Origin of the sequence: Paractinoplanes rhizophilus (assembly GCF_042664765.1) — a bacterium.
Lineage (GTDB): Bacteria > Actinomycetota > Actinomycetes > Mycobacteriales > Micromonosporaceae > Actinoplanes > Actinoplanes rhizophilus.
This window is the reverse complement of record NZ_JBHTBJ010000051.1, coordinates 13599-34825: the sequence shown is the minus strand read 5'-3', so window position 1 is coordinate 34825 and position 21227 is coordinate 13599. Positions and strand designations below refer to the sequence as shown.

The 21227-nt window shown below is 71.6% G+C and carries 18 protein-coding genes and 1 riboswitch; of the genes, 7 read left to right on the top strand and 11 right to left on the bottom strand.

The features are described from left to right. The first annotated feature begins 52 nt into the window (after positions 1-52). Entirely contained in the window at positions 53-676 is a 624-nt protein-coding gene (locus ACFQS1_RS36320) for a Rossmann-fold NAD(P)-binding domain-containing protein (RefSeq protein ID WP_378976801.1), read from the top strand. Here the strand turns inward: ACFQS1_RS36320 and ACFQS1_RS36315 are convergent. Beyond that, positions 669-1667, bottom strand: a complete 999-nt coding sequence (locus ACFQS1_RS36315) for a glutathione S-transferase family protein (protein WP_378976799.1) — start codon at positions 1665-1667, stop codon at positions 669-671. The two genes, ACFQS1_RS36320 and ACFQS1_RS36315, sit on opposite strands and share 8 nt — an antisense overlap. Positions 1668-1749: 82 nt before the next feature. Next, on the bottom strand, positions 1750-2802 hold the full coding sequence (locus tag ACFQS1_RS36310; RefSeq protein WP_378976797.1) for a LacI family DNA-binding transcriptional regulator: 1053 nt from the start codon (positions 2800-2802) through the stop codon (positions 1750-1752). 1052 nt (positions 2803-3854) lie between these two features. Between ACFQS1_RS36310 and ACFQS1_RS36305 the strand changes: the two genes are divergently transcribed. Beyond that, a complete protein-coding gene (locus ACFQS1_RS36305) occupies positions 3855-5210 on the top strand; it encodes a DUF1996 domain-containing protein (protein ID WP_378976795.1) in 1356 nt (451 codons plus the stop codon). 78 nt (positions 5211-5288) lie between these two features. On the opposite strand, the gene ACFQS1_RS36300 is transcribed toward ACFQS1_RS36305, so the two are convergent. Beyond that, complete coding sequence (locus tag ACFQS1_RS36300; RefSeq protein ID WP_378976825.1) at positions 5289-5837, bottom strand: DUF305 domain-containing protein; 549 nt, start codon at positions 5835-5837, stop codon at positions 5289-5291. 161 nt (positions 5838-5998) lie between these two features. Then, positions 5999-6067: riboswitch (guanidine-III (ykkC-III) riboswitch) on the top strand. Positions 6068-6081: 14 nt separating this feature from the next. Between ACFQS1_RS36300 and ACFQS1_RS36295 the strand changes: the two genes are divergently transcribed. Beyond that, positions 6082-6396 (top strand): DMT family transporter, encoded by a 315-nt coding sequence (locus ACFQS1_RS36295; RefSeq protein ID WP_378976793.1) that lies wholly within the window; start codon positions 6082-6084, stop codon positions 6394-6396. A 74-nt stretch (positions 6397-6470) separates the two neighbouring features. Here ACFQS1_RS36295 and ACFQS1_RS36290 read toward each other — a convergent pair whose 3' ends face one another. The 6 genes from ACFQS1_RS36290 to ACFQS1_RS36265 all read right to left on the bottom strand — a co-directional run bounded on the left by ACFQS1_RS36290 (position 6471) and on the right by ACFQS1_RS36265 (position 13558). Continuing rightward, on the bottom strand, positions 6471-6698 hold the full coding sequence (locus tag ACFQS1_RS36290; RefSeq protein ID WP_378976791.1) for a hypothetical protein: 228 nt from the start codon (positions 6696-6698) through the stop codon (positions 6471-6473). A 139-nt stretch (positions 6699-6837) separates the two neighbouring features. Then, the gene (locus ACFQS1_RS36285; RefSeq protein WP_378976789.1) at positions 6838-7626 is read right to left on the bottom strand and encodes an endonuclease/exonuclease/phosphatase family protein; all 789 of its coding nucleotides are present in this window, start codon (positions 7624-7626) and stop codon (positions 6838-6840) included. A 13-nt stretch (positions 7627-7639) separates the two neighbouring features. After that, a complete protein-coding gene (locus ACFQS1_RS36280; RefSeq protein WP_378976787.1) occupies positions 7640-8014 on the bottom strand; it encodes a VOC family protein in 375 nt (124 codons plus the stop codon). 105 nt (positions 8015-8119) lie between these two features. Further along, entirely contained in the window at positions 8120-11488 is a 3369-nt protein-coding gene (locus ACFQS1_RS36275) for a galactose-binding domain-containing protein (RefSeq protein ID WP_378976785.1), read from the bottom strand. 313 nt (positions 11489-11801) lie between these two features. Further along, positions 11802-12455: a response regulator gene (locus ACFQS1_RS36270; protein WP_378976783.1), complete on the bottom strand. Its 654-nt coding sequence runs from the start codon at positions 12453-12455 to the stop codon at positions 11802-11804. After that, positions 12452-13558, bottom strand: coding sequence for a sensor histidine kinase (locus ACFQS1_RS36265; RefSeq protein ID WP_378976781.1), 1107 nt, complete (start codon positions 13556-13558; stop codon positions 12452-12454). Before ACFQS1_RS36265 ends, ACFQS1_RS36270 begins: the two co-directional genes overlap by 4 nt. A gap of 224 nt (positions 13559-13782) precedes the next feature. On the opposite strand from ACFQS1_RS36265, the gene ACFQS1_RS36260 reads away from it, so the two are divergent. From ACFQS1_RS36260 to ACFQS1_RS36250, 3 genes are read left to right on the top strand one after another with little or no spacing between them, the layout of a single operon-like run. Then, positions 13783-14472 (top strand): response regulator transcription factor, encoded by a 690-nt coding sequence (locus ACFQS1_RS36260; protein ID WP_378976779.1) that lies wholly within the window; start codon positions 13783-13785, stop codon positions 14470-14472. Then, positions 14465-15844 (top strand): sensor histidine kinase, encoded by a 1380-nt coding sequence (locus ACFQS1_RS36255; RefSeq protein ID WP_378976777.1) that lies wholly within the window; start codon positions 14465-14467, stop codon positions 15842-15844. Before ACFQS1_RS36260 ends, ACFQS1_RS36255 begins: the two co-directional genes overlap by 8 nt. Positions 15845-15879: 35 nt before the next feature. After that, a complete protein-coding gene (locus ACFQS1_RS36250) occupies positions 15880-16419 on the top strand; it encodes a hypothetical protein (protein ID WP_378976775.1) in 540 nt (179 codons plus the stop codon). Positions 16420-16511: 92 nt separating this feature from the next. Here ACFQS1_RS36250 and ACFQS1_RS36245 read toward each other — a convergent pair whose 3' ends face one another. Beyond that, positions 16512-17288 carry a DUF5995 family protein gene (locus tag ACFQS1_RS36245; protein WP_378976773.1) on the bottom strand — a complete coding sequence of 259 codons (777 nt, stop codon included), beginning with the start codon at positions 17286-17288 and terminating at the stop codon, positions 16512-16514. A 157-nt stretch (positions 17289-17445) separates the two neighbouring features. Further along, positions 17446-20307, bottom strand: a complete 2862-nt coding sequence (locus tag ACFQS1_RS36240; protein WP_378976771.1) for a helix-turn-helix transcriptional regulator — start codon at positions 20305-20307, stop codon at positions 17446-17448. Between the two features lie 259 nt (positions 20308-20566). Here ACFQS1_RS36240 and ACFQS1_RS36235 point away from each other — a divergent pair, with 259 nt between their 5' ends. After that, the gene (locus ACFQS1_RS36235; RefSeq protein ID WP_378976769.1) at positions 20567-21196 is read left to right on the top strand and encodes an adenylate/guanylate cyclase domain-containing protein; all 630 of its coding nucleotides are present in this window, start codon (positions 20567-20569) and stop codon (positions 21194-21196) included. Positions 21197-21227 lie beyond the last annotated feature (31 nt).

Sequence of the window (21227 nt, the reverse complement as noted above, 5' to 3'; positions counted from 1 at the left end):
ATGATGATCACGCGAAAACCGATGATCACACGGGGAAGGACGAGGGGACAGCATGAAGGCGGTCATCTTCGGCGCGACCGGCATGGTCGGCCAGGGCGTGCTCCGGGAGAGCCTGCTGGCCCCGGACGTCGAGGAGGTGCTCGCGATCGGCCGCAGCGCCACCGGCGTCCGTCACCCCAAGCTGCACGAGCGTCACGTGGAGGACTTCACCGCGATCGACGGCCTGACCGGATACGACGCCTGCTTCTACTGCCTCGGCGTCAGCTCGGTCGGCATGGACGAAGCGGCCTACACCGAGATCTCCTACACCTACCCGATGGCGGCGGCCCGCGCGGTCGACCACGACGCGTGCTTCATCTACGTCTCCGGGGCGGGCACGAGCGCGACCAGCCGGCAGATGTGGGCACGGGTCAAGGCTCGCACCGAGCGCGAGATCATCGAGCTTCTCCCCAACGGGTACGCCGTGCGCCCGGGCATCATTCAGCCCACCCACGGCGTACGATCGAAAACTCGCCTTTACAACGCCATCTATACGGCGACCGCGCCACTGATCCCGGTGCTGGAAAAGGTGGCGCCCAAATATGTCACCACCTCCGATCGGCTCAGCCACGCCATGTTGCAGGTGGCCCGGGTCGGCTTCCCCCGGCGCATTCTGGAGAACATAGACCTCAGATAGCCCCGTGCCCGGCCGGCACCGGCTCCCGCGGCGGCCCGGGCGGCGTCCCGTCCCCGAACGGCCGGCCGCCGAGCGACTCCCGCCCGTGCGGCTCGAGCCAGTTCCGCAGGTCGGGGCCGTCCGGCACGATCCCGGTCGGGTTGATGTCGCGATGCACCACGTAGTAGTGCTTCTTGATGTCCACGAAGTCGATGGTGTCCCCGAAGCCGGGCGTCTGGAACAGATCCCGCGCGTACGCCCACAGCACCGGCATCTCGCTCAGCTTGCTGCGGTTGCACTTGAAGTGGCCGTGGTAGACGGCGTCGAACCGGGCGAGCGTCGTGAAAAGCCGTACGTCCGCCTCGGTGATCGTGTCTCCCACCAGATATCGATGACTCTGCAGATGCGCGGACAGTTTGTCGAGGCGGCCGAACAGGCGCTGATAGGCCTGCGAGTAAGCCTCCTGGGTGCCCGCGAAACCGGCCCGGTAGACCCCGTTGTTCACATCCGCGAACACGAACCGGTTCACCTTGTCGATCTCGTCGCGCAGCGCGACCGGATACAGCTCCGGCGCGCCCGGCCGGTGATATTTGGCCCATTCCAGCGACAGGTCGATGGTGATCTGCGCGAAGTCGTTCGTCACCACCTGGCCGGTCGGCACGTCGACGATCGCCGGCACCGTGATCCCCTTCGGGTAATCCGGGAACCGCTTGAGGAACGCCTCCTGCAGCCGCTCGATGCCCAGCACCGGATCGCGCCCGTCCGGGTCGAGGTCGAAGGTCCAGCTCCGCTTGTCGTGGGTCGGCCCGGCGACGCCCATCGACAGCACGTCCTCGAGCCCGAGCAGCCGCCGCACGATGATCGCCCGGTTGGCCCACGGGCACGCCCGGCTCACGATCAGCCGATACCGGCCCGGTTCGACCGGATAGCCGTCCCGGCCGTCCGCGGTGATCCGGGTGGTGATGTATTGCTGGTCCCGCTCGAACTCGCCGGACGGATTCACATAGGCCATGCCGTCCAATCTGACAGAGTTGCCGCGTATCGGCCAAGATTCGCCGGACCCGGACCCGGACCCGGACCGCCCAGACGCCGGCTCAGGCGGACTCCCGCAGCACCAGCGTCGGCTCGTAGATCACCGACGAGACCCGCATCCCGGGATCGTCGATCCGGGCCAGCAGCAACCGGGCGGCCTCGGCCGCCATGTCCTCCAGCGGATGCCGCACGGTCGTCAACGCGGGCGTCGCCGCCACCGCCGCGCTGCTGTCGTCGAAGCCCACGATCGCGATGTCCCGCGGCACGTGGCGGCCCGCCTCCCGCAGCGCCAGCAGCGCGCCCACCGCCATCAGGTCGTTCGCCACGAACACGCCGTCCAGCTCGGGATGCGACTCCAGCAGCGACCGCATCGCCGCCTCGCCGCTCTCCTGCGTGAAGTTGCCGGCCACGATCGGCACCCAGCCGTGCCCGTGCTTGGCCATGGTGCGCCGGAACCCCGAGATCCGGTCGTGGCTGGCCGGCACCTCGGCCGGCCCCGAGATCATCGCGATCCGCTGGCGCCCGCGCCCGAGCAGGTGCTGGGCCGCGAGCGAGGCGCCCGTCTCGTTCGCCAGGTCCACGTAGTCGATCGGCACCGGCTCACCCGGCCGCCCGATCATCACCGCCGGCACGCCACCCTCGGTGAGCATCCGCGGCAACGGATCGACCGCCGGAAGCGACAGCACGATCGCCCCGTCGGCCTGCCCGTTGCGCAGATCGCCGACCAGCCGCCGGCGCCCCTCCTCGGTCCCGACGATCTGCAACGCCAGCTGCACGCCGGTCTGCCGCAGCACGCTCATCAGCCCGCCGACGACCCGCCCGAAGTAGGGATCGGCGAAGAACCGCCCCATGAACGGATCGTCGTCGTGCGTCTCGGAATCCGACACCACGAGCGCCACCGTCCCCGTGCGCCGCGTGACCAGCGACCGGGCCAGCCGGTTCGGCACGTATCCGGTCTGCCCCACCGCCTCCCACACGACCTCGTGCAGCTGCGGGTCGACGTTGCGAATCCCGTTGATCACCCGCGAAACCGTCGCCCGCGACACTCCGGCCACCCGCGCCACGTCCTCCAGCGTCGGCAGCCGTTCGCCAACGGGGGCGCGTCCGCGTTCCATGCCCGCCTTTATAGCACAGAGGGAAAGCGCTCTCCGACAACGTCACGCTGGTTGCCGATCACCCTCTTTTCACGGGTACGCGTCCACCCCGTCCCGCCACATTTCGCCCGTCCCCGCCGCGCCGCCGCGACCAAGTGCCACGCAGGGCCGTAGCGCGCCTCTCGCGCGAGGCGGCACGCACCCTCCCCGCACGCGCGACCCCTCCCCGCACGCGCGACCCCTCCCCGCACGCGCGATCTTGATGAGTTGGCGCGTCCCGCGAGCGCCAACTCATCAGGGCTCCCCGCGTGCCCGCAGGCTGGTGCGCGGCGCGCCTCGAGGCGGCGAGATCTTGATAAGTTGCCGCGCGCCGCGAGCGCCAACTCATCAAGGCTCCCCGCGTGCGCACAGGCTGGTGCTCTTTGCGGAGCCGGCCGATCGAGGTGACCCCTAGGCTCCCCGCGTGCGCGCAGGCTGGTGCGCGGGGCGCCTCGAGGCGGCGAGATCTTGATTACTTGGCGCGCGCCGCGAGCGCCAACTCATCAAGGCTCTCCGCGTGCGCGCAGGCTGGTGCGTGGCGCGCCTCCAGGCGGCGCGACCTTGATAAGTTGCCGCGTCCCGCGAGCGCCAACTCATCAAGGCTCCCCGCGTCCCCGCAGGCTGGTGCGTGGCGCGCCTCCAGGCGGCGAGATCTTGATTACTTGGCGCGTCCCGCGAGCGCCAACTCATCAAGGCTCCCCGCGTGCCCGCAGGCGGTGCGCGGCGCGCCTCGAGGCGGCGCAGGCTGATGCGCCGGGTGGCTCGCGGCGGGGCGGCCTTGATGATTTGGGGCGCGCGGCGCGCCGGAACTTATCAAGGTTGCGACGGGATCGGTGGTTCCGGAACCGTCCCGGCGCATTGACGTGCGTGACATCGGGGCGTAACACTCGGAAAGCGCTCTCCAACCCATGCCGCCCGATGTTCCCCGCACTGGGCGGGTGCTACCCCCATCCCCGTGGAGAACTCTGGAGATCTGAGTGAACAGTCCAGCGAAACGCAGACCGAAATCGCGCATCCTCCTCGCCTCGACCGCCGTGGCCGCGCTCGCCGCCGCCCTGGCGATCGCCGGCGTCCAGGCCGCCCACGCCGCCGACACCCTCCTCTCGCAGGGCCGGCCCGCGCTGGCCTCCTCGACCGAGAACGGCGGCGCTCCGGCGGCCGCCGCCGTCGACGGCAACAACAGCACCCGCTGGGGCAGCGCCTGGAGCGACCCGCAGTGGCTGCGCGTCGATCTCGGCGGCACCGCCACGATCACCTCCGTCCAGCTGCAGTGGGAGGCCGCGTACGCCAAGGCGTACCAAATCCAGACCTCGAGCGACGGCAGCACCTGGACCACCATCGCGGCCAAGAGCAATGGCGCCGGCGGCGCCGAGACGCTCACCGTGAGCGGCTCCGGCCGCTATGTCCGGATGTACGGCACCCAGCGTGGCACCGGCTACGGCTACTCCCTGTACGAGTTCAAGGTCTACGGCACCCTGGTCAACCCACCGGCGAGCGACGGGCCCGGCTACGTCATGGCCAACCCGCCGGTCACCGGGGTGATCCCGTCCACGGCCGTCCCGCCCGACACCAACCCGCCCACCACGCACCACGAGTTCCAGGCCAACTGCTCGGTGAGCCGCTCCAACCTCAACGATGACCCGATCGTGTTCCCGAACATGCCGGGCGCCTCCCATTCGCACACGTTCATGGGCAACGTGACCACCTACGCCGGCACCACCCTCAACAGCCTGCAAGCGGGCGGCACGTCGTGCATCACACCCGGTGACAAGACCGGTTACTGGATGCCGACCCTGCTCAACGGCACCGCGGCGGTGCAGCCGGTCGGCCGCCAGGTCATCTACTACAAGAGCGGCGTGATCGACTACCGCAGCGTCCGTCCGTTCCCGCCCGGCCTGCGCTACGTCGTCGGCAGCCCGGCCGCCACGATCGACGACTTCCGCAATTCCCCGGGCGCCGTCGAGGGCTTCGAGTGCGGCAACCTCTCGTTCAACTGGGACATCCCGGCGAACTGCGCGGCCGGCACCCAGCTGAACGTGCGCATGCAGGCCCCGAGCTGCTGGGACGGCCTGCACCTGGACACGCCCGACCACAAGTCCCACATGGCGTACCCGGTGCTGGGCGTCTGCCCGATGAGCCACCCGGTGGCCGTCCCGATGATCGAGTTCAAGATGGCGTGGCCGGTCAGCGGGAACATGGCCAACGTCCACTTCTCCAGCGGCCGCGGATTCAGCTTCCACTACGACGTCTTCAACGCCTGGGACGTCCGGACGCTGGCGGCGCTGACCACCCACTGCATCAACGGTGGCCTCCAGTGCGACCCGCGCGGTTTCGACCTCTACAAGCCGGACCGCGGCGCTGCCCTCAACGAGAATTACGAGCTCCCGTAACCGGCCGAAGAAAGGGCGCCGCCGGAATGCGGCGGCGCCCTTTTCGGACACGTGAAGATGCGTTTCCCGGAAAGGCGTTCAGGAAAGTTGTTTCACGGTGGCCAGCGCCACTTCGCGCGTGCGCAGCACCTGCAGAGCCAGCGAGCGGGTCTGCGGCTCCACCCCGGATTTGTCCTCGCTGCCGGCCAGGCTCTGGCTCTGCTCGAGGTGCGCCTGCATAGCCTTCAGCACGGTCTTGTCGAAGACCTTGCCGACCTGCGCCGACGCGTCGGTGACCTGCTGCGGCGTGACCATGCCGGGCATCGGCATGCCCTTGTGCGGGTTCACCGCGGGCAGGCCGGCCTGGTCGTGCAGCGCGCGCAGCTCGGTGAGCTCGGCCTGGGTGAACGCCGCCACCTGCGCCGCCAGGGCCTGCACGTCGGGGCTGCCGCTGCGCTGCGGCACCAGATCGAGCAGGGGGAGCAGCTCCTCGTCCATGGCGATGTTGATCTGGATCCAGGCGAGGTCGGTGCCGCCGAACTCGGCCGCCGTGGTCGCCGCGGGGGTGTCGACCGGCTCGGGGGCGGCGTTGCGGCAGCCCGCGAGTCCCAGCGCCAGCACGCCGGCGAGCAGGACCCCGGCAAACATTTTCACGCCGGAGAGTCTGACTTTTCCGAGCCGTCATTGTCAATGATTCGATATTGATGAATGGCAACGCTCCCGTAACAATATCGCGGTTCCGTGGGAGCGCTCTCCCCGCAATTCGGCGTCGATGCAATCACCGGGTCCGCGAGTTGCTACGATCGAGAGCGATGCCGCAGCAGCGGACATCCCGGACGAGTGCGTGTCGTACCCGGCTCTGACAAGACGACCGCCGAAGAGGTGACTCGTCATGGCCTGGGTCGTGCTCGTCCTGTCCGGCCTCATGGAAACCGCGTGGGCGGTCTCGCTCGAACGCAGCGCCGGCTTCTCCCGCCCGATCCCCAGCGTGACGTTCCTGGTGACGCTCGCGCTCAGCATGGCCGGCCTGGCCTACGCTCTGCGCACGATCCCGATCGGCACCGGTTACGCGGTGTGGGTGGGCATCGGCGCGGTCGGCACCGCCGTGTTCGGCATGCTCGTGCTGGGCGAGCCGGCCACGCTGCCGCGCCTGTTGTGCCTGCTGCTCGTCGTCGCCGGCGTGGTCGGCCTGAAGGTCTTCCACTGAACGGCCCCAGGGTCTCGCACTCAACGGCCGGTCACCGGAAGCGGCCCCGCATCCGGTGGATGCGGGGCCACCGGTCAGAGGGCCACGTCCACGAGGCCGCCCTTGGTGCCGCGGGCCTGCAACGCCAGCCGGGCCGCTCGGCCGGTCCGCACCACCGCGTCGTCCTGGTCGCCGGCGCGGGCCACGGCGGCCGAGCGCTTGGCCCGCTTGATCCCGTCCTTGTCCTGCTCGACGGCGCGAGCCGCGGCGTCGCGGGCGGCGGTGTCCGCGACGAGCCGCCGCTGATATTTGAGAAGTTCCACGCGGGCGTTGGAGCCAACAGCGCCGATAGCCATCTCCCATCCCCCTTTGCTTGGGTAGCGATTCCGTTGCCGGTCACTATCGGCAAGGTTGCCTGCCGCCTGCGAACTCTCCGCCGGGAATCGGGGCGGGGCGGAGACCTCACAGCTCGAGGTCGACCCCGACCGCGTAGTGATCGGACGGGTAGACCCCGCCGCACGGGCGGTCGCCGGCCACGAACGCCCCGCGTACCGGCACCTGCTGGCCGCGCCGCCCGGGTCGCGCCAGCACGTGATCGATCCGCCGGTCGAGCAGGTGCGGCGCGTCATCCGGCGCGTACGGCACGGCCGAATCGAACGTCACGGCGCCGGGATCGGCGCCGGCCGCCGACCACAGATCGACCATCGACTCCAGCAGGGGGGCCAGCGCCGGCTGGTCGGTGGTCGCGTTCAGATCGGCGAGCAGGAGTACGGGCAGAGCACCGTCGAGCCGTTCGTCGGCCGCTATCGCCGCCAATTCCCGGCATTGCGCCGATCGGTCCCCGGCGTACCGCTCGTCCGGTTCGCTGCCGGACACGATCACGTGCAGTCGCCCGCGCGGATGGTCGAGGGTAGCGAGCAGAGCGAGGGGAACGGGCCCGCCCTTCCCCGGATTCGGCAGCTCGTGCGATTCGATAGCCACGATCGGCCAGCGGCTCAGCAGTCCCACCCCGAATCCGATGCCGGGCTGCTCGGCGTACGCGATCGGGGGAACGGACGACGGCGCCCAAGCGGCATGCATGCCGCAAGGGCCTGCCAAGCGGTGGGGTTGATCGGTGCCGTCGCCCGACCAGCTCTCCACGAGGCCGAGCACATCCGGCCGGTACGCCTCGACGGTGGCGGAAATGCTCTGCTCGCGTTCCCGCCAGTTACCGCCGAACCGCCACCACACATTCCAGACCATCACCCGCATCGATGTGATTTTCTCAGGCGTTCTGCCAGAGCCCGATCAGGTTGCCCTCGGTGTCGTGGAAGTAGGCGCTGAATCCCATCGTGCCGACCGGCTGCCGGCCGATCGCCACCTTGCCGCCGAGCTTCTCGATCCGGGCGAGCGCGTCGTCGAGGTCGTCGACCCCGATGGTGATGACCGGCGCGGTGATCGGCCCCTGCCGGTGCAGCATGCCGCCATTGATGCCACCCGGCTCCTTCGGGCGGCCCTGCTCGTCGGTCTCGGTGGTGGCGACCATCGTGTATTGGTACTGCGGCATCGAGTCGAGCCGCCACCCGAACGCCTCGCGATAGAACGTCGTGGCCCGCTCGCCGTCGTCGAACGGCACCTCGAAATGAACGACCTTGTCCATGGCTTGGCCTCCCGTTTCGGTTGTCACCGGCAGACTAGGCCGCCCAATGCTGCGACAGAAGTGGCCGGGGCGCCCCTTCCCCACGAGGGGCGCCCCGGCGGGCATTCAGCCGCGGTAGACGCCGAACTCCCACAGGGAATAGCCGTAGGCCGTCGCCCGCGCGGTGCCGTTGACCCGGACGTAGCGGCCGGTGCCGGAGACGTTGAGGTCGTCGAAGCCGCCGTCGCCGGCGGCCGTCGAGTAGATCGTCGTCCAGTTCGACCCGTCGGTGGAGGTCTGCACCTGGTAGCCGGTGGCGTAGGCCGCCTCCCACGCCAGCTGCACGTGGTTGAAGGACTGCGTCGAACCGAGGTCGACCTGCAGCCACGCGGTGTCGACCCACTCGCTGGCCCAGCGCGTGCCGTAGTCGCCGTCGGTGGCGTACTGCGGCAGCTGCGGCCCGTTGGTCCCGGTCGGCTGGTACGTCGAGGCCGTGGTGGTCCGGCCCCGGGCGAGGTTGGTGCCCGGCACAGTGGGCGGCACTACCCGGATCGACCGCTGCTCGATGCCGACGTTGCCGTGGCCGTCGAAGGCGTACACGTACACCTTCCAGACGCCGGTGGATTGCGGCGCCCGCGCCGTGAACGAGCCGTTCCCGTTGTCGGTGAAGGAGACGTTCGTCAGGCCGGTCCCACCGCTGATGTACTTGTCGGAGTACATCAGGTTGTAGCGGATCAGGTCACCTTGCGGGTCCGAAGCGGCCACGTTGACGGTGAATGTCCCGCCGGCCGGCACCGCGGTCTGGCTCGACACCGACATCGAGGAGATGACCGGCGGCGTATTGGCCGGCGTCGGTCCCGAATAGGCCTGCGCGAGCGAGTAGTAGCCGAGGCGCCGCCAGCCGCCGGTGAACGTGTTCAGCCAGACCCCGCCGAAATCGTTCTCCAGTCCGTAGTGGAACTCCGTCACGCCGAGCGCCACACCCGGGTGCGCGTTGATGGCGGCGACGCTGTTCGCGTACCCGTCACGCTTTTGCACGTCGGTCGGCTCCGTCGGCACCCCGTTGACGTCGTTGGGCACCTCCCATTCGCCGGCCGGACCGCCCTCGGTGACGATGTACGGCTTGGTGTATCCGCCGGCCACCCAGTCGTTGTAGACGTTGCCGATCGCGCCGTACGAGTTGACCGCCAGCAGGTCCAGATCCGGCGCGTACTGCTTGTAGTACGGCCACGCGCCGGTATACGCGTCGGTCGACGTCACCGGGTGACTCGGGTCGGCCGCGTGGATCGCCTGCGCCACCTGGTTCACGAATTTCGCGTACCCCACCCGGCGTGCCTCGACCTCGGCCGCCGACAGGCCGTGGTCCTGCATGGTGAGGATGACCTCGTTGCCGACGTCCCACATCAGCACGCCCGGATTGTTCTTCAGCGCGTTGACCCGGTTCACGATCTCGGCCTTCACCGAGTTCAGGTACGCGGTGTCGTTCACGTAGTCGGCGCCCTGGTTGAGCCAATGCCCGACGACCACCTTGATGCCCTGCTGTGCCGCCCGGTTCAGCAGCGCGGGCGTGTTGGCGTCGTCCACTCCCCAGATCCGGATCGTGTTGACGCCCATGTTCTTCAGGTCGCGCATGTATCCGTCGGCGGCGGCCTGCGGCGGCCCGTAGGTCAGCCCCTTGAGCCGGTAGGGCGCGCCGTTGACCTGCAGCTGCCAGTTGCCCTGCGTGCCGGTCACCCGCACCACGCTCGGCCCGCCCGGCGTGGCCGGATCGGTCATCGCGGCCGGCGTGGTCCCGGTCGCCCGCGACACGCTCACCGAGTCCACGCTGAGCACGCCGCCCGAGGTCGTCTCCGCGGTCGGCGTGGCGCGCCCGGCGATCGCGTCCGGCAGTGACCCGCCGATCGCGAGGTCGAAGCGCAGGAAGAACCCGTGGTGGACGGCGGCGTTCCAGGCCGTGACGCCCACCTGAGACTCGCGGACCACCCAGGTCTGCCGTCCGTCCAGGTAGAACCGGATCTCCTCGTCGGTCTTCGTCCGGTCGATCACCTGCGCGTACTCGTGGTAGCCGGTCTGGCAGCCGGCGCAGCTCGCCAGCCCCGAGGCCCGCCCGTTGTACTCCGCGCACGGACCGTCGGGCGCCGTGCCGCAGTGCAGCGTCTGCGACAACTGGCTGCGGCCGTTGACGTCGGTCATGATGTCGGTCTCGCCGACGCCCGGCCAGTTGTTGTAGTTCCCGCGATAGGCCGCGCCGGTGGCCCGGAATCCCGGCCAATATCCCAGCCCGTTGGCGACGTCGGGCTGCTTGAGGACCGCGCTGAATTTCGTCAGTGTCCCGGCGAGCGGCTCGAAATCGGTGCGCTGGGTCTCGATCCGCCCCGACGTCCACCGGCCGGCGCCGTCGCGAATCGCCTTGATGTTCAGCTTTCCGGTGCCGTCGAGAGAGACGTTGGCCGTGCTCGCCGACGCCGTTTCCACCTCGCCGGTGCCCCAGTTCGCGGCGCCGCCCGGATACGACGTTCCCGTGCGCAGCAGCCAGTTCGCGGTCGACGGCGAGGTGGTGGCCGGGCCGTCGAAGGTGTCCTGCCAGACCGCGGTGAAACCATCAGCGGGCGGCGTAGTCGGCGGCGTCGTGGGGGTCGTGCCGCCGCCGGTGAGGACCTGGAACTCCCACAGCGAGTAGCCGTAGCCGCCGGGACGCTGGGTGCCGTACATCCGGACGTAGCGCCCGGTGCCACTGACGGTGAGCGTCTCGGTGCCTCCGGCACCATTGCTGGTCGAGTAGATGGTGGTCCAGGCGGTGCCGTCCGGCGAGGTCTGGATCTGGTACGCCTTGCCGTACGCGCTCTCCCACTGCAGCACGACCTGGCAGATCGCCTGCGCCGAGCCCAGGTCCACGCGGATCCACTGCGGGTCGCTGAACTGGCTGGACCAGCGGGTTCCGGCGTTCCCGTCGGTCGCGTTGGCCGCCGCCACGTCCGCGCCCTCCTGCGAGGAGGCGGTGGTCGGCCGGCCCTGCGCGGCGTTGGTGGGCCCGCACGCGGTGGGCGTGCTCCCGGTCGAGCCGTAGACCTTGAACTCCCACAGGGAGTAGCCGTACCCGCCGGGACGCTGGGTGCCGTACATCCGGATGTAGCGCCCGGTGCCACTGACGGTGAGGGTCTCGGTGCCTCCGGCACCATTGCTGGTCGAGTAGATGGTGGTCCAGGCGGTGCCGTCCGGCGAGGTCTGGATCTGGTACGCCTTGCCGTACGCGCTCTCCCATTGCAGCACCACGGAGGTGATCGCCGCGGTGGCGCCCAGATCCACGCGGATCCACTGCGGATCGCTGAACTGCGAGGACCAGCGCGTGGCCGCGTTGCCGTCGGTCGCGTTCGCCGGCGCCACGTCCGCGCCCTCCTGGGACGAGGCGGTCGTGGGCTTGCCCTGCGAGAGGAGGGTGTCCGCGGCGTGCGCGCCGAGCTGCGCCACCGCGACGTAGGCGACGATGATCGCCATGATCAGAAGGGGGATGAGGCGCCGCCGGAGGTGGCGAGGCGGCGAGGAAGCCGTATTCACGGATAACTCCCGGGGATAGAGCGGTGGCGCGGGGAAAGCGCTCTCCGTCAGTTCGCGCAGTGTTACGCCCGCCTTTCAGCCGTGTCAATAGAACTCGACGGTTCCGGTCCGGACGCCCTCGGCAACCCGTGCAAATCAGACAAGGCCGTTGACATTCGTGCGTCGGCGGCGGCACAGTGGACCGCAGATTGGAGAGCGCTCTCCAAGCAGGCGATGTGACCGGCGGGCCGCACCCTCCCGCCGGTCACATCGGTCAGGAACTCATCAGCCCCGACTGATAGGCGAGGACCACCAGTTGCGCCCGATCGCGGGCACGCAGCTTGGTCATGGCCCGGTTGACGTGCGTCTTCGCGGTCGTCGGGCTGATCACCATCCGGCCCGCGATCTCGTCGTTGGACAGGCCCTGCGCGACCAGGGCGACGGCCTCGCGCTCCCGATTGGTCAGCTCCCGCAGCGCGACGCCCGGATCGGCGCGCGGCGGCTGGGTGACGTACCGGTCGATCAGCTTGCGGGTGATCGAGGGGGCGAGCAGCGCGTCGCCGCGCGCCGCGACGCGGATGGCGTGCAGGAAGTCCTCGGGCTCGATGTCCTTGACGAGGAACCCGGCCGCGCCGGCCCGCAACGCGTTGAAGACGTACTCGTCCAGGCCGTAGTTGGTCAGGATGACCACGTGCACGCCGGCCAGTTCCGGGTCGGCCGCGATCCGCCGGGTCGCCTCGATGCCGTCGACGACCGGCATCTGGATGTCGATCAGCGCGATGTCCGGCCGATGGCGCCGGGCCAGCGCCAGGCCGTCGCGGCCGTCGGACGCCTCGGCCACCACCTCGATGTCGTCCTCGACCTCGAGCAGCGCGCGGAATCCACTGCGGATGAGCGGCTGGTCGTCGACGAGCAGGACCCGGATCACGACGGGCGTCCGACGGGCAGCTCGGCCTGCACGCTGAAGCCACCCTCGCGGCGCGGCCCGGCGCGCAGCAGCCCGCCCAGGGCGGTCACCCGTTCCCGCATGCCGAGCAGGCCCACGCCGGGCACCGGCTGGGACGCCGGTGTGGCGTTGCCGTCGTCGTCCACCCGGATGGCCACCGCGTCGGGGCGGTAGTCGATCCGGACCGAGGCGGACGCGGCCGCCGCGTGCCGGGCGATGTTGGTCAGCGACTCCTGGACGATCCGATACCCGGTCCGGTCCACCGCGGCCGGCACGTCGGCCCGGTCGCCCTCGATCGTCAGGGTGGCGTCCAGACCGGTCGTGCGGGCCCGCCGCACCAGGTCGGGAACGTGCGCGAGCCCGCACGGCGCGGCCTTCTCGTCGTCGCGCAGCGCCTCCAGCGTCGCGCGGAGCTCGCGGGAGGCCTCGCGGCCGGCGTCGCGGATCGCCAGCAGCGCCGCCGGCACCTCCTCGCCCCGCTTCTGGGCCAGGTGGACGGCGGCCTCGGCCTGAATCTTGATCACCGAGATCTGGTGGGTGAGCGAGTCGTGCAGTTCCCGGGCGATGTGCAGCCGCTCCTCGTCGGCCCGGCGCAGCGCGCTCTCCTCGCGGGTGCGCTCGGCCTCGTCGGCGCGGCGCTCGGCCTGGCGCAACGCCTCGCCCGCCGCGCCGGCCGCGATCAGCCAGGCCAGCTCCAGCACGCCGCGGGCCTGCGCGAACGCCTCGCCGGTGGCCAGGCCGGAGACCATGGCCGCGAGCGGCAGGGTGACCAGCATGACCACGCTCGCCGCCACCGTGGCCCAGCGGCGCCCGGCGCGCATCGCCGCGTACACCGCGATCAGGTAGCCGATCGCGAACACGTCGAAGCCGATCGCCTGGTACCCCCACGCGCACAGCCCGGTGACCACCAGGACGGCGATCGGAAAGCGGCGGCGCGCGACGAGGGCCAGCCCGCCGGCCGCCAGCAACGCGTAGCCGAGCAGCCCGGCGCCGGTGGCCGGGCGGTGCTCGGCCGCCCCGGCGACCACCAGGATGGCCCCGGTTCCGGCGGCGATGAGCCAGTCGCCGATGCGTGCCCTGCCCATGGCCCGCACTTTAGCCGGACGCCCGCCCCGGACGAGTCGTGCGAGCGACGCAGCCCGGCCTACCGCGAACGCGGTACTTCCCGGCCGGCTGCCGCGCTCGCGATAGCGCGCAGCCACGCCGGCGGCAGACCGGGATGTCCGCGCCGGCACGGCGCCCGCCGGCGGTCCGGCGGTCTTACGTTGCCCGAACATTGACCGGCGACCGCCCCGGGCATGATGGAGCCGTGACCGACGCCCCCGCCAAGGGCCTGATCCTCGTGGTCGAGGACGAGCGCCCGATCGCCGACCTGGTGCGGCTCTATCTGAGCCGGGACGGCTTCGGCGTGCACGTCGAGCACGACGGCGCCGCGGGCCTGGCCGCCGCGCGGCGGCTGCGGCCGGTGGCCTGCATCCTCGACATCGCGCTTCCGGGCCTGGAGGGGACCGACATCGTACGCCGTCTGCGCGCCGACGGTGACTGGACGCCGGTCATCTTCCTCACCGCCCGGGACGACGAGGTGGACCGGATCCTCGGCCTCGAGCTGGGCGGCGACGACTACGTGACCAAGCCGTTCAGCCCGCGGGAGCTGGTGGCCCGGGTCAAGACGCTGCTCCGGCGGGCCGCGGGACCGCCGGACGGTGGCCGGCCCACCACCCTGGGCCCGGTCACCCTCGACCCCGGCCGCCGCGAGGTGACCGTGCACGGCGCCCCGCTGAGCCTGACCCCGACCGAGTTCGACCTGCTCGGCCACCTCCTCAAACGGCCCGGCCGGGTCTTCACCCGGGAGGAGCTGCTGGCCGGCGTCTGGGGGTACGCGCCGGCGGCCGGCACCCGCACGGTCGACGTGCACGTCGCCCAGGTGCGCGCCAAGCTGGGCGACGCGGCGCCGTTGATCCGCACGGTCCGCGGCGTCGGCTACACCGCCGATGCGTGAGGTCGCCGGTGACCGGGAGCCCGGCTTCTTCCGCACGCTGACCGGCCGGGTCGCGCTGGTCACGGCCGCGACCGCGGTGGTCGCCGTGATCGTGACGGCCCTGGTCGCGGTGCCGGTGGCGATCCGCTCGGTGAACACCCAGATCCGCGCCGAGCTGGTCGAGCAGAGCAAGATCGCGGTCGAGCTGCTGACCACCGAGCGGCAGGCGGCCCGTGAGCGCATCGTCATGGATCTGCGCGGCGAGGACGTCGAGGTCTATCTGGTACGCCGGGGCGTGGTCGACCGCTCCGGCCTGCCGCCCCGGGTGATCCAGCAGGTCGCCGCGGGCTCGGCGGTCGACACGCGGGCCCGGGTCGGCGGCCGCCCGTCGTTCGTCGTCGGCCGGCCCCTGAGCGGCCAGCGCAGCGGCGTCATCCTCACCCGCCCGGTCGCCACCGGCACCGCGGCCCGGGTGCTCGGCAGCACGTGGATCGCGATGCTCGCCGGGCTGCTCGGCGGGATCCTGGCGGGCGTGCTGCTGGCCCAGTTCATCGTGCGCCCGATCCGGCTGGCCGCGGGCGCGGCCGCCCGGCTGTCCGCCGGGGACAGGTCGGTGCGCATCCCGCGGCGCGGGTCGGCCGAGGCGGTCGAGCTCGCCGACGCGATCAACCAGCTCGCTACCGCATTGCAGGTCTCCGAGGGGCGTGAGCGGGACTTCCTCTTGAGCGTTTCGCATGAGCTCCGCACGCCGCTGGCCACCATCAAGGGGTACGCCGAGGCGCTGGCCGACGGTGTGGTGGCCGACGAGGGCGCCGCCAAGGCCGGGTCCACGATGCTCGCCGAGGCCGAGCGCCTGGACCGGCTGATCTCCGACCTGCTGGTGCTGGCCCGCCTGGAGGCCGCCGACCTGCCGCTCGACGTGGTCGCGGTCGACCTCGCCGAGCTGGTCGGCGCGGCGGGGGAGGCGTGGGCGGCCCGCTGCGGCGCGGACGGGCCGGTGCTGCGGGTCCAGCTGCCGGCCGCGCCGCTCGTGGTGGAGACGGATCCGGGCCGGATCCGGCAGGTGATCGACGGCCTGTGTGAGAACGCGGTGCGGGTCGTCCCGGCCGGGGCGCCGCTGGTGCTGGCCGTGCACGCCGGCCCGGCGGCCGCGGTGATCGAGGTGCGCGACGGCGGTCCCGGCTTCACCGACGAGGACCTCGAGGTGGTGTTCCAGCGGGGCGCGCTCAACCGCCGCTACCGGGGCATCCGCAAGGTCGGCAGCGGCCTCGGCCTGGCGCTGGCGGCGCGTCTGGTGGACCGGCTCGGCGGCCGGATCACCGCCGGGCACGCCCCCGAGGGCGGCGCGATGTTCACCGTGGAGCTTCCTTACCCAACCCGAACATTGCCCTGACGAACGCCTGGCGTACGCCGGGCAGAGTCGGCGCCATGAGACGAACCCTCCTGGCTCTCGGACTCGCCGGCGTGCTCGCCATGGCCGGCTGCGGGATCGGCGGCGGGACCGCCGCGCCCGCCGGCGCCACCACCGACGCCTCGTCCTCGGATGCCCTGTCCGCCGACGTCGCGACCGCGACGATCGCTCTTCAGCAGGTCGGCTTCGAGACCGGCCTGGCCGACGACCCGTCCCCGGCGGCGGGCGCGGGCCGCGGCGACGCCCCGCGCCGGGCGCTGCGCAAGTACCTGCGCCGGAACACCCTGCACGGCGAGGTGACGATCCAGACCAGGAAGCAGGGCGTGCGCACGGTCGTGGTGCAGCGCGGCTCGGTCACCGCGGTCGCCGCCGACAAGATCACCGTCAAGTCGTCCGACGGCGTCACGCTGAGCTGGGCCTACGGCGACAAGCTGCGCGTCGTGCAGGACCGGAAGACCGTCGAGACCTCGGCGCTGAAGACCGGTCAGGAGATCGGCATCGCCGGCGTCAAGGACGGCGACACGAACAACGCCCGCCTGATCGCGATCAAGAAGTAAGGCTGGGGTGCCGCGGCCCGTCTCCCCCGGGACGGGCCGCGGCGCTCAGCAATGCCCCGGGAGGAACGCCGCTCGACGGCGGAGCTCGCCGCTCACTGGAGGAACTCGCCGAGCGGAGAGAGCAGCAGCTTTCCCAGATCGGCGGCGATCCGGTCGAGGTGGGCGCGCTCCTTGTCGGTGGCCGACAGGTCGTGCCGCATGCCCCACAGCTTCTGCGCGTTGCGCCAGGCGACGTTGCGCGTGTAATCGACCGCCTCGCCCTGCCACCAGTCGTCGAGCCGGCCGTTCATCGTGTCGATCAGCAGCTGCCACTTGTCGAGGTAGCCGCGGCGCAGGCCCGGGATCGCCGCCGCGAAGATCTCGTTGATCTGCAGGTAGTCGTGGTGCTGGTCGCTGTCGTCGATCGGGTCGGAGCCCAGGTGGTCGAACGTGGTCACCAGCGCGAACGGCAGGTCGAAGTTGATGTGCGCGTTCACCCCAGCGCAGGCGGCGGGCAGCGGCCGGCAGTCCGGCCCGGGAATCCGGGTGAACAGCCCGGCCCAGACCCGGGGGCAGCGCGGGCTGGCCTCGGGGCCGGCCCAGGCGCGCAGCGCGTCGAAGTAGCGCGCCGCGAACTCGACATCCAGCCGGGCGAGGAACGCCGGGTCCTGGAACTTGCCCCCGTAGAGGCGCTCCAGCACGCTCTCGGTGATCGTCAGGTACAGCTTGTTGAAGTCGCAGAGCGGGTTCTCCTGCAGCAGCGGCGGCACGCGGCCCAGGATGTCCTGCAGCTTCGTCAGCTGGTCGACCACGGCGGGCACGTCGTCGGGGTGCGACTGCAGCAGGTCGGACATCTCCTGCCGCACCGGACCCCAGACCGACTGAGTCATCGGTTTCCTCCAGGTGCTGATCACTCGGAGGACCCCCTAGCACCGCCCGGCGGCGGTGGCCGCCGGGCGGTGCTCCCCCGTGGGGGAAGCCTCGCACCGACGGCTCGCGCACGGATCGGTAGAACTACGTATTCGCCGTACGTATATAACGAAAGGGTCACGCCGCGGTGAGATAGACCCGGCTGGCCTGCACCCTTGTGCGTACCTGGAGCTTGTCGAAGATGTGTCCGACGTGTACGCCGACCGTTCGCTCGCTGATGAACAGCCGCTCGCCGATCTCCCGGTTGGTCAGACCCTCGGCGACCGCGGCCAGTACCTCGCGCTCGCGCTGGGTCAGCACGGCCAGCCCGTCGTCCTGCGCGGCGGGCGGGCTCATCGGCTGGGTGTCGGCGTCGTCGGCCAGCGCCACCCGGAAGCGCTGCGCGGTCGAGACGATCTCGGCGGCGAACGGGCGCGCGCCCATCGCGGTCGCGGTCGCGTACGCCTCCCGCAGGGCCAGGATCGCCTGGGCCCGGCGGCTCTTGCGGGTCAGCGCCGCCTCGGCCCGGCGCAGCCGGGCGTAGGCGGCCGGATAGGGCTGGTTGCGCCGGTCCCACGCCACCGCGGCGCGCAGCCACGGCTCGGGGTCGTGCCGCTCCTCGACCCGGCTGATCTCGGCGTGGCACAGGTCGAGGTATCCGTCGACCACCGCGCGGACCGGGGTCGCGGCGCTGCCCACGCCCTCGGCCATCCGGTCGACGACGGTCCGCAGGCGACGGACCGCGCCCGGGTCGACCGGCTCGCCGGCCGCGCGGGCCTCGGCCTCGGCGCGCAGCCCGTGCCAGGCCAGCACGCCGAGCAGCACCAGGTCGTCGGAGCGGGTCTCGGTCAGGCCACGCTGCACGGCGGCCCGGGCCTGGGCGTGCCGGCCCTGCCACATCGCCAGGCCGGCGCGCAGGGTCAGCATCGGCAGCACGTGCCGGGCGCCGCCGCCGGCGAGGAGGGTGGCCACCGCGTCGAGATCGCGCTGGGCGGCGTCCACGTCGCCGAAGCCCACCCAGAGGCGGCAGCGGGCCAGCAGCAGCTCGACCGCGTCGGCGCCGGACGGCCGGTGCGCCATCGCGGCCTCGAGCACCTGGTCGGCCTCGGCCCACTGACCCACCCGGAACAGCCCGTTCCCGGCGATCGCCAGCAGGCGGGTCTGGTAGGTGCGGCCGGCCCCCAGCGCGGCCAGCCGTTCGGCGCCGCGCCGGGCGACGAGCACGCCCTCCTCGACGTTGTTGAGCGGGCCGGCCAGCAGCTCGGCCAGGTGAAGGTAGGCCACGCCCAGGTCGTCGGGCTGCCCGGAGCGCTCGGCGATGTCGACCGCGTGCCGGATCACCGCGAGGCCGGCGTCGGGGTCCTCGCGGAAGGCCGAGCTGAAGCCGAGGGCGGCGCTCGCGCGCACCAGATCCTGCGTGGAGCCGACGGCGGCCTGGTCGAGGGCCTCGGTGGCCCGCGCGTACGCGTCGGCGTAGCGGCCCAGGTGCAGCAGCAGCTCGGCCAGGTTGGCCGCGGCCGAGACCCGCTGCTGCGGGGTGCAGGCGGGCGAGTTGAGGGCGAGCTCGTATTCGGTCTCGGCGGTGGCCGAGCGGCCCGCGGCGGCCAGGTAGCGGGCGCGGCGCAGGTGCAGGTCGCACTCGCCGGGCGCCCCGGGGTGGCGGGCCAGCTCGGCCAGCCGGTCGAGGGCGCGCTGGTGCTCGCCGCAGCGGTGGGCCGTCTCGGCGGCGTGCGACAACAGCTCCGCCCGCGTCGTGCCGCCGCCGGCGCCCGGTCCGGCCGCCGGTCCGGCGATCCCGGGCGTGGCAGCCTCGTCGTCGCCGATCAGGTCGAGCGCCAGCGACCAGTGCCGATGCGCCTCGGCGTACCCGTACAATTTCTCGGCGCTTCTCGCCGCCGCGACCACCGACGGCAGTGCGCGGGCCGCCTCGCCGGCCCGCTGCCAGTGATGAGCGAGCCGGGCGTGATCGACAATGCCGCCCGCCTCCAGGGCCTCCGCGAAGCGGCGATGCAGCGCCGTGGCCTCGGCCGGCAGCACCTCGGCCTCGAGGATCTCGGCGACCAGCCGGTGCCGCAGCCGATAGCCGTCGGCGGCGCTCGCCACGAACCGGTGCGCCACCGCGGCCCGGATCGCCTCGAGGAGCTCGTCCTCGGCCAGCTTGGTGACCTTGGCCAGCACCTGGTGGTCGACCGGCTCGACGCCGGCCGCGACCGCGTGGACCACGGCATGCGCGTTCGCCGGGAGCTCGTCCACCCGGGACAGGAAGATCTCGCGCAGCGTGTCGGACAGCTCGATCCGGCCGTCGCGCAGGTCGCGGGCCAGCTCCTCGACCACGAACGGGTTGCCGCCGGAGCGCTTGTAGACGCGGTCGGAGTCCTCCGGCTCGATGCCGCCGGCGATCGCGGTGACCAGCTCGAGCGTCTGCTCGCGGTCGAGCGGGGCGAGGTCGACGACCTTGACCGAGCGCAGCCGGCGCAGCTCGGCCAGGACGCGGCGCAGCGGGTGGGCCCCGTGCAGGGCCTCGGCGCGCACCGCGGCCAGCATCGACAGGCGGATGCCGCCCAGGCCGGCGAGCAGGTAGAGCAGCAGCTGCCGGGTGCTGCGGTCGGCCCACTGCAGATCGTCGAGGACCAGCAGCAGGTGCTTGTCGCCGGCCACCGCGCGCAGGTCGCGGCTCACCCGGTCGAGCAGGGCGTCGGCGCCGGCGGTCTGGTCCCACTGCTGAAGATCGGGCTGGTATTGCCGCAGGGCCTGCAGGACCGGGTGCAACGGGGACGCGTCGCCGATGTCGAGGCAGGTTCCGGACAGCACGGCGTAACCCGCGTCACCCATCGCGCGGGCCGTCTCGCGCAGCAGCCGGCTCTTGCCGACGCCGCTCTCGCCGGTGACGAACACCGCCGCTGTGCCGCCGGGCCCGAGATTGCGCAGGTCGGACTGGACGTCGGCGAGCGTGTCGGTGCGCCCGACAAGCGGACCGTCGTCCCCCTCGTCGCTGGCCATGCAGGGCAGCCTAATGCGAAACGACCTAGCACGTTCTCGTCGGTTCGGTCTGTTCTGCGTCACAAAAATGACGGGCCGGTCCGCTGTCAGAGATACGTCGTTCTGACGATCCATCGGTGGACGGCGGCTGGCACCGTTCAGCACCGGGGCAAGCATTCGAGGGTTGTTCACGACCTACCGCGAACCCGAAGCAGGAGAGAGGTGGCGACGGCGTCTCCACCGTCGTGAGCAGCCCCCGACAATCTGGGGGAGTGTGACCATGACCGCGATCGCTATGGCGGAGCAGGAGCGGCGACAGACCGTCACGGTGTTGTTCATCGACATCGTGGGTTTCACCTCGTTAATCGATGATCTTGACTGTTCGGTCGTCCGGATGTTGCAACGGGACTATTTCTCCACTGTGTGCGATGTCGTCCGCGAGGGGGGCGGCGTGGTGGAGAAGTACGTCGGCGACGCGGTGATGGCCGTGTTCGGGGCCGGGCCCGAGGGGTTCGGCCCGCAAGCGGCCGCTTCGGCGGTGCGGGTGGGCCTGTCGGTCCAGGAGGCGTTGAGGGGGCAGCTCCTGGCCGGCAGGTTCGCGGTACGTACCCGGGTGGGGCTCGCGACCGGCGACGTGATCGTCGACCTCGCGGCCGCCCGGGAGTTCGGGCACGGGATGGTCAGCGGCAGCGTGGTCTCGACGGCGGCGCGGCTGCAGGCGTACGCGCCGCACGACACGGTCGTGGTGTGCGCGGCGACCCAGGCGGTCACCGACGAGCTGATCGCCTACCAGGAGCTGCCGCCGGTGCGGGTGGCCGGCAAGCCGTACCCGCTCGATCTGTGGCGGGCGCTGCAGCCGCAGCGGGTCCCGGCCGGCCGGCGTGAGCTCTGCGGGGTGGGCGCCGAGTAGGCCGTTCTCGGGTGTCGTGGCTCACCGCCCA

Coding starts and splice junctions, on each gene's coding strand:
- ACFQS1_RS36295 (WP_378976793.1), top strand. CDS start 6,082: ATGGCCTGGGTCGTGCTCGTCCTGTCCGGCCTCATGGAAACCGCGTGG.
- ACFQS1_RS36310 (WP_378976797.1), bottom strand. CDS start 2,802: ATGGAACGCGGACGCGCCCCCGTTGGCGAACGGCTGCCGACGCTGGAG.
- ACFQS1_RS36265 (WP_378976781.1), bottom strand. CDS start 13,558: ATGGGCAGGGCACGCATCGGCGACTGGCTCATCGCCGCCGGAACCGGG.
- ACFQS1_RS36235 (WP_378976769.1), top strand. CDS start 20,567: ATGACCGCGATCGCTATGGCGGAGCAGGAGCGGCGACAGACCGTCACG.
- ACFQS1_RS36250 (WP_378976775.1), top strand. CDS start 15,880: ATGAGACGAACCCTCCTGGCTCTCGGACTCGCCGGCGTGCTCGCCATG.
- ACFQS1_RS36245 (WP_378976773.1), bottom strand. CDS start 17,288: ATGACTCAGTCGGTCTGGGGTCCGGTGCGGCAGGAGATGTCCGACCTG.
- ACFQS1_RS36320 (WP_378976801.1), top strand. CDS start 53: ATGAAGGCGGTCATCTTCGGCGCGACCGGCATGGTCGGCCAGGGCGTG.
- ACFQS1_RS36315 (WP_378976799.1), bottom strand. CDS start 1,667: ATGGCCTATGTGAATCCGTCCGGCGAGTTCGAGCGGGACCAGCAATAC.
- ACFQS1_RS36255 (WP_378976777.1), top strand. CDS start 14,465: ATGCGTGAGGTCGCCGGTGACCGGGAGCCCGGCTTCTTCCGCACGCTG.
- ACFQS1_RS36285 (WP_378976789.1), bottom strand. CDS start 7,626: ATGCGGGTGATGGTCTGGAATGTGTGGTGGCGGTTCGGCGGTAACTGG.
- ACFQS1_RS36300 (WP_378976825.1), bottom strand. CDS start 5,837: ATGTTTGCCGGGGTCCTGCTCGCCGGCGTGCTGGCGCTGGGACTCGCG.
- ACFQS1_RS36275 (WP_378976785.1), bottom strand. CDS start 11,488: ATGGCGATCATCGTCGCCTACGTCGCGGTGGCGCAGCTCGGCGCGCAC.
- ACFQS1_RS36280 (WP_378976787.1), bottom strand. CDS start 8,014: ATGGACAAGGTCGTTCATTTCGAGGTGCCGTTCGACGACGGCGAGCGG.
- ACFQS1_RS36240 (WP_378976771.1), bottom strand. CDS start 20,307: ATGGCCAGCGACGAGGGGGACGACGGTCCGCTTGTCGGGCGCACCGAC.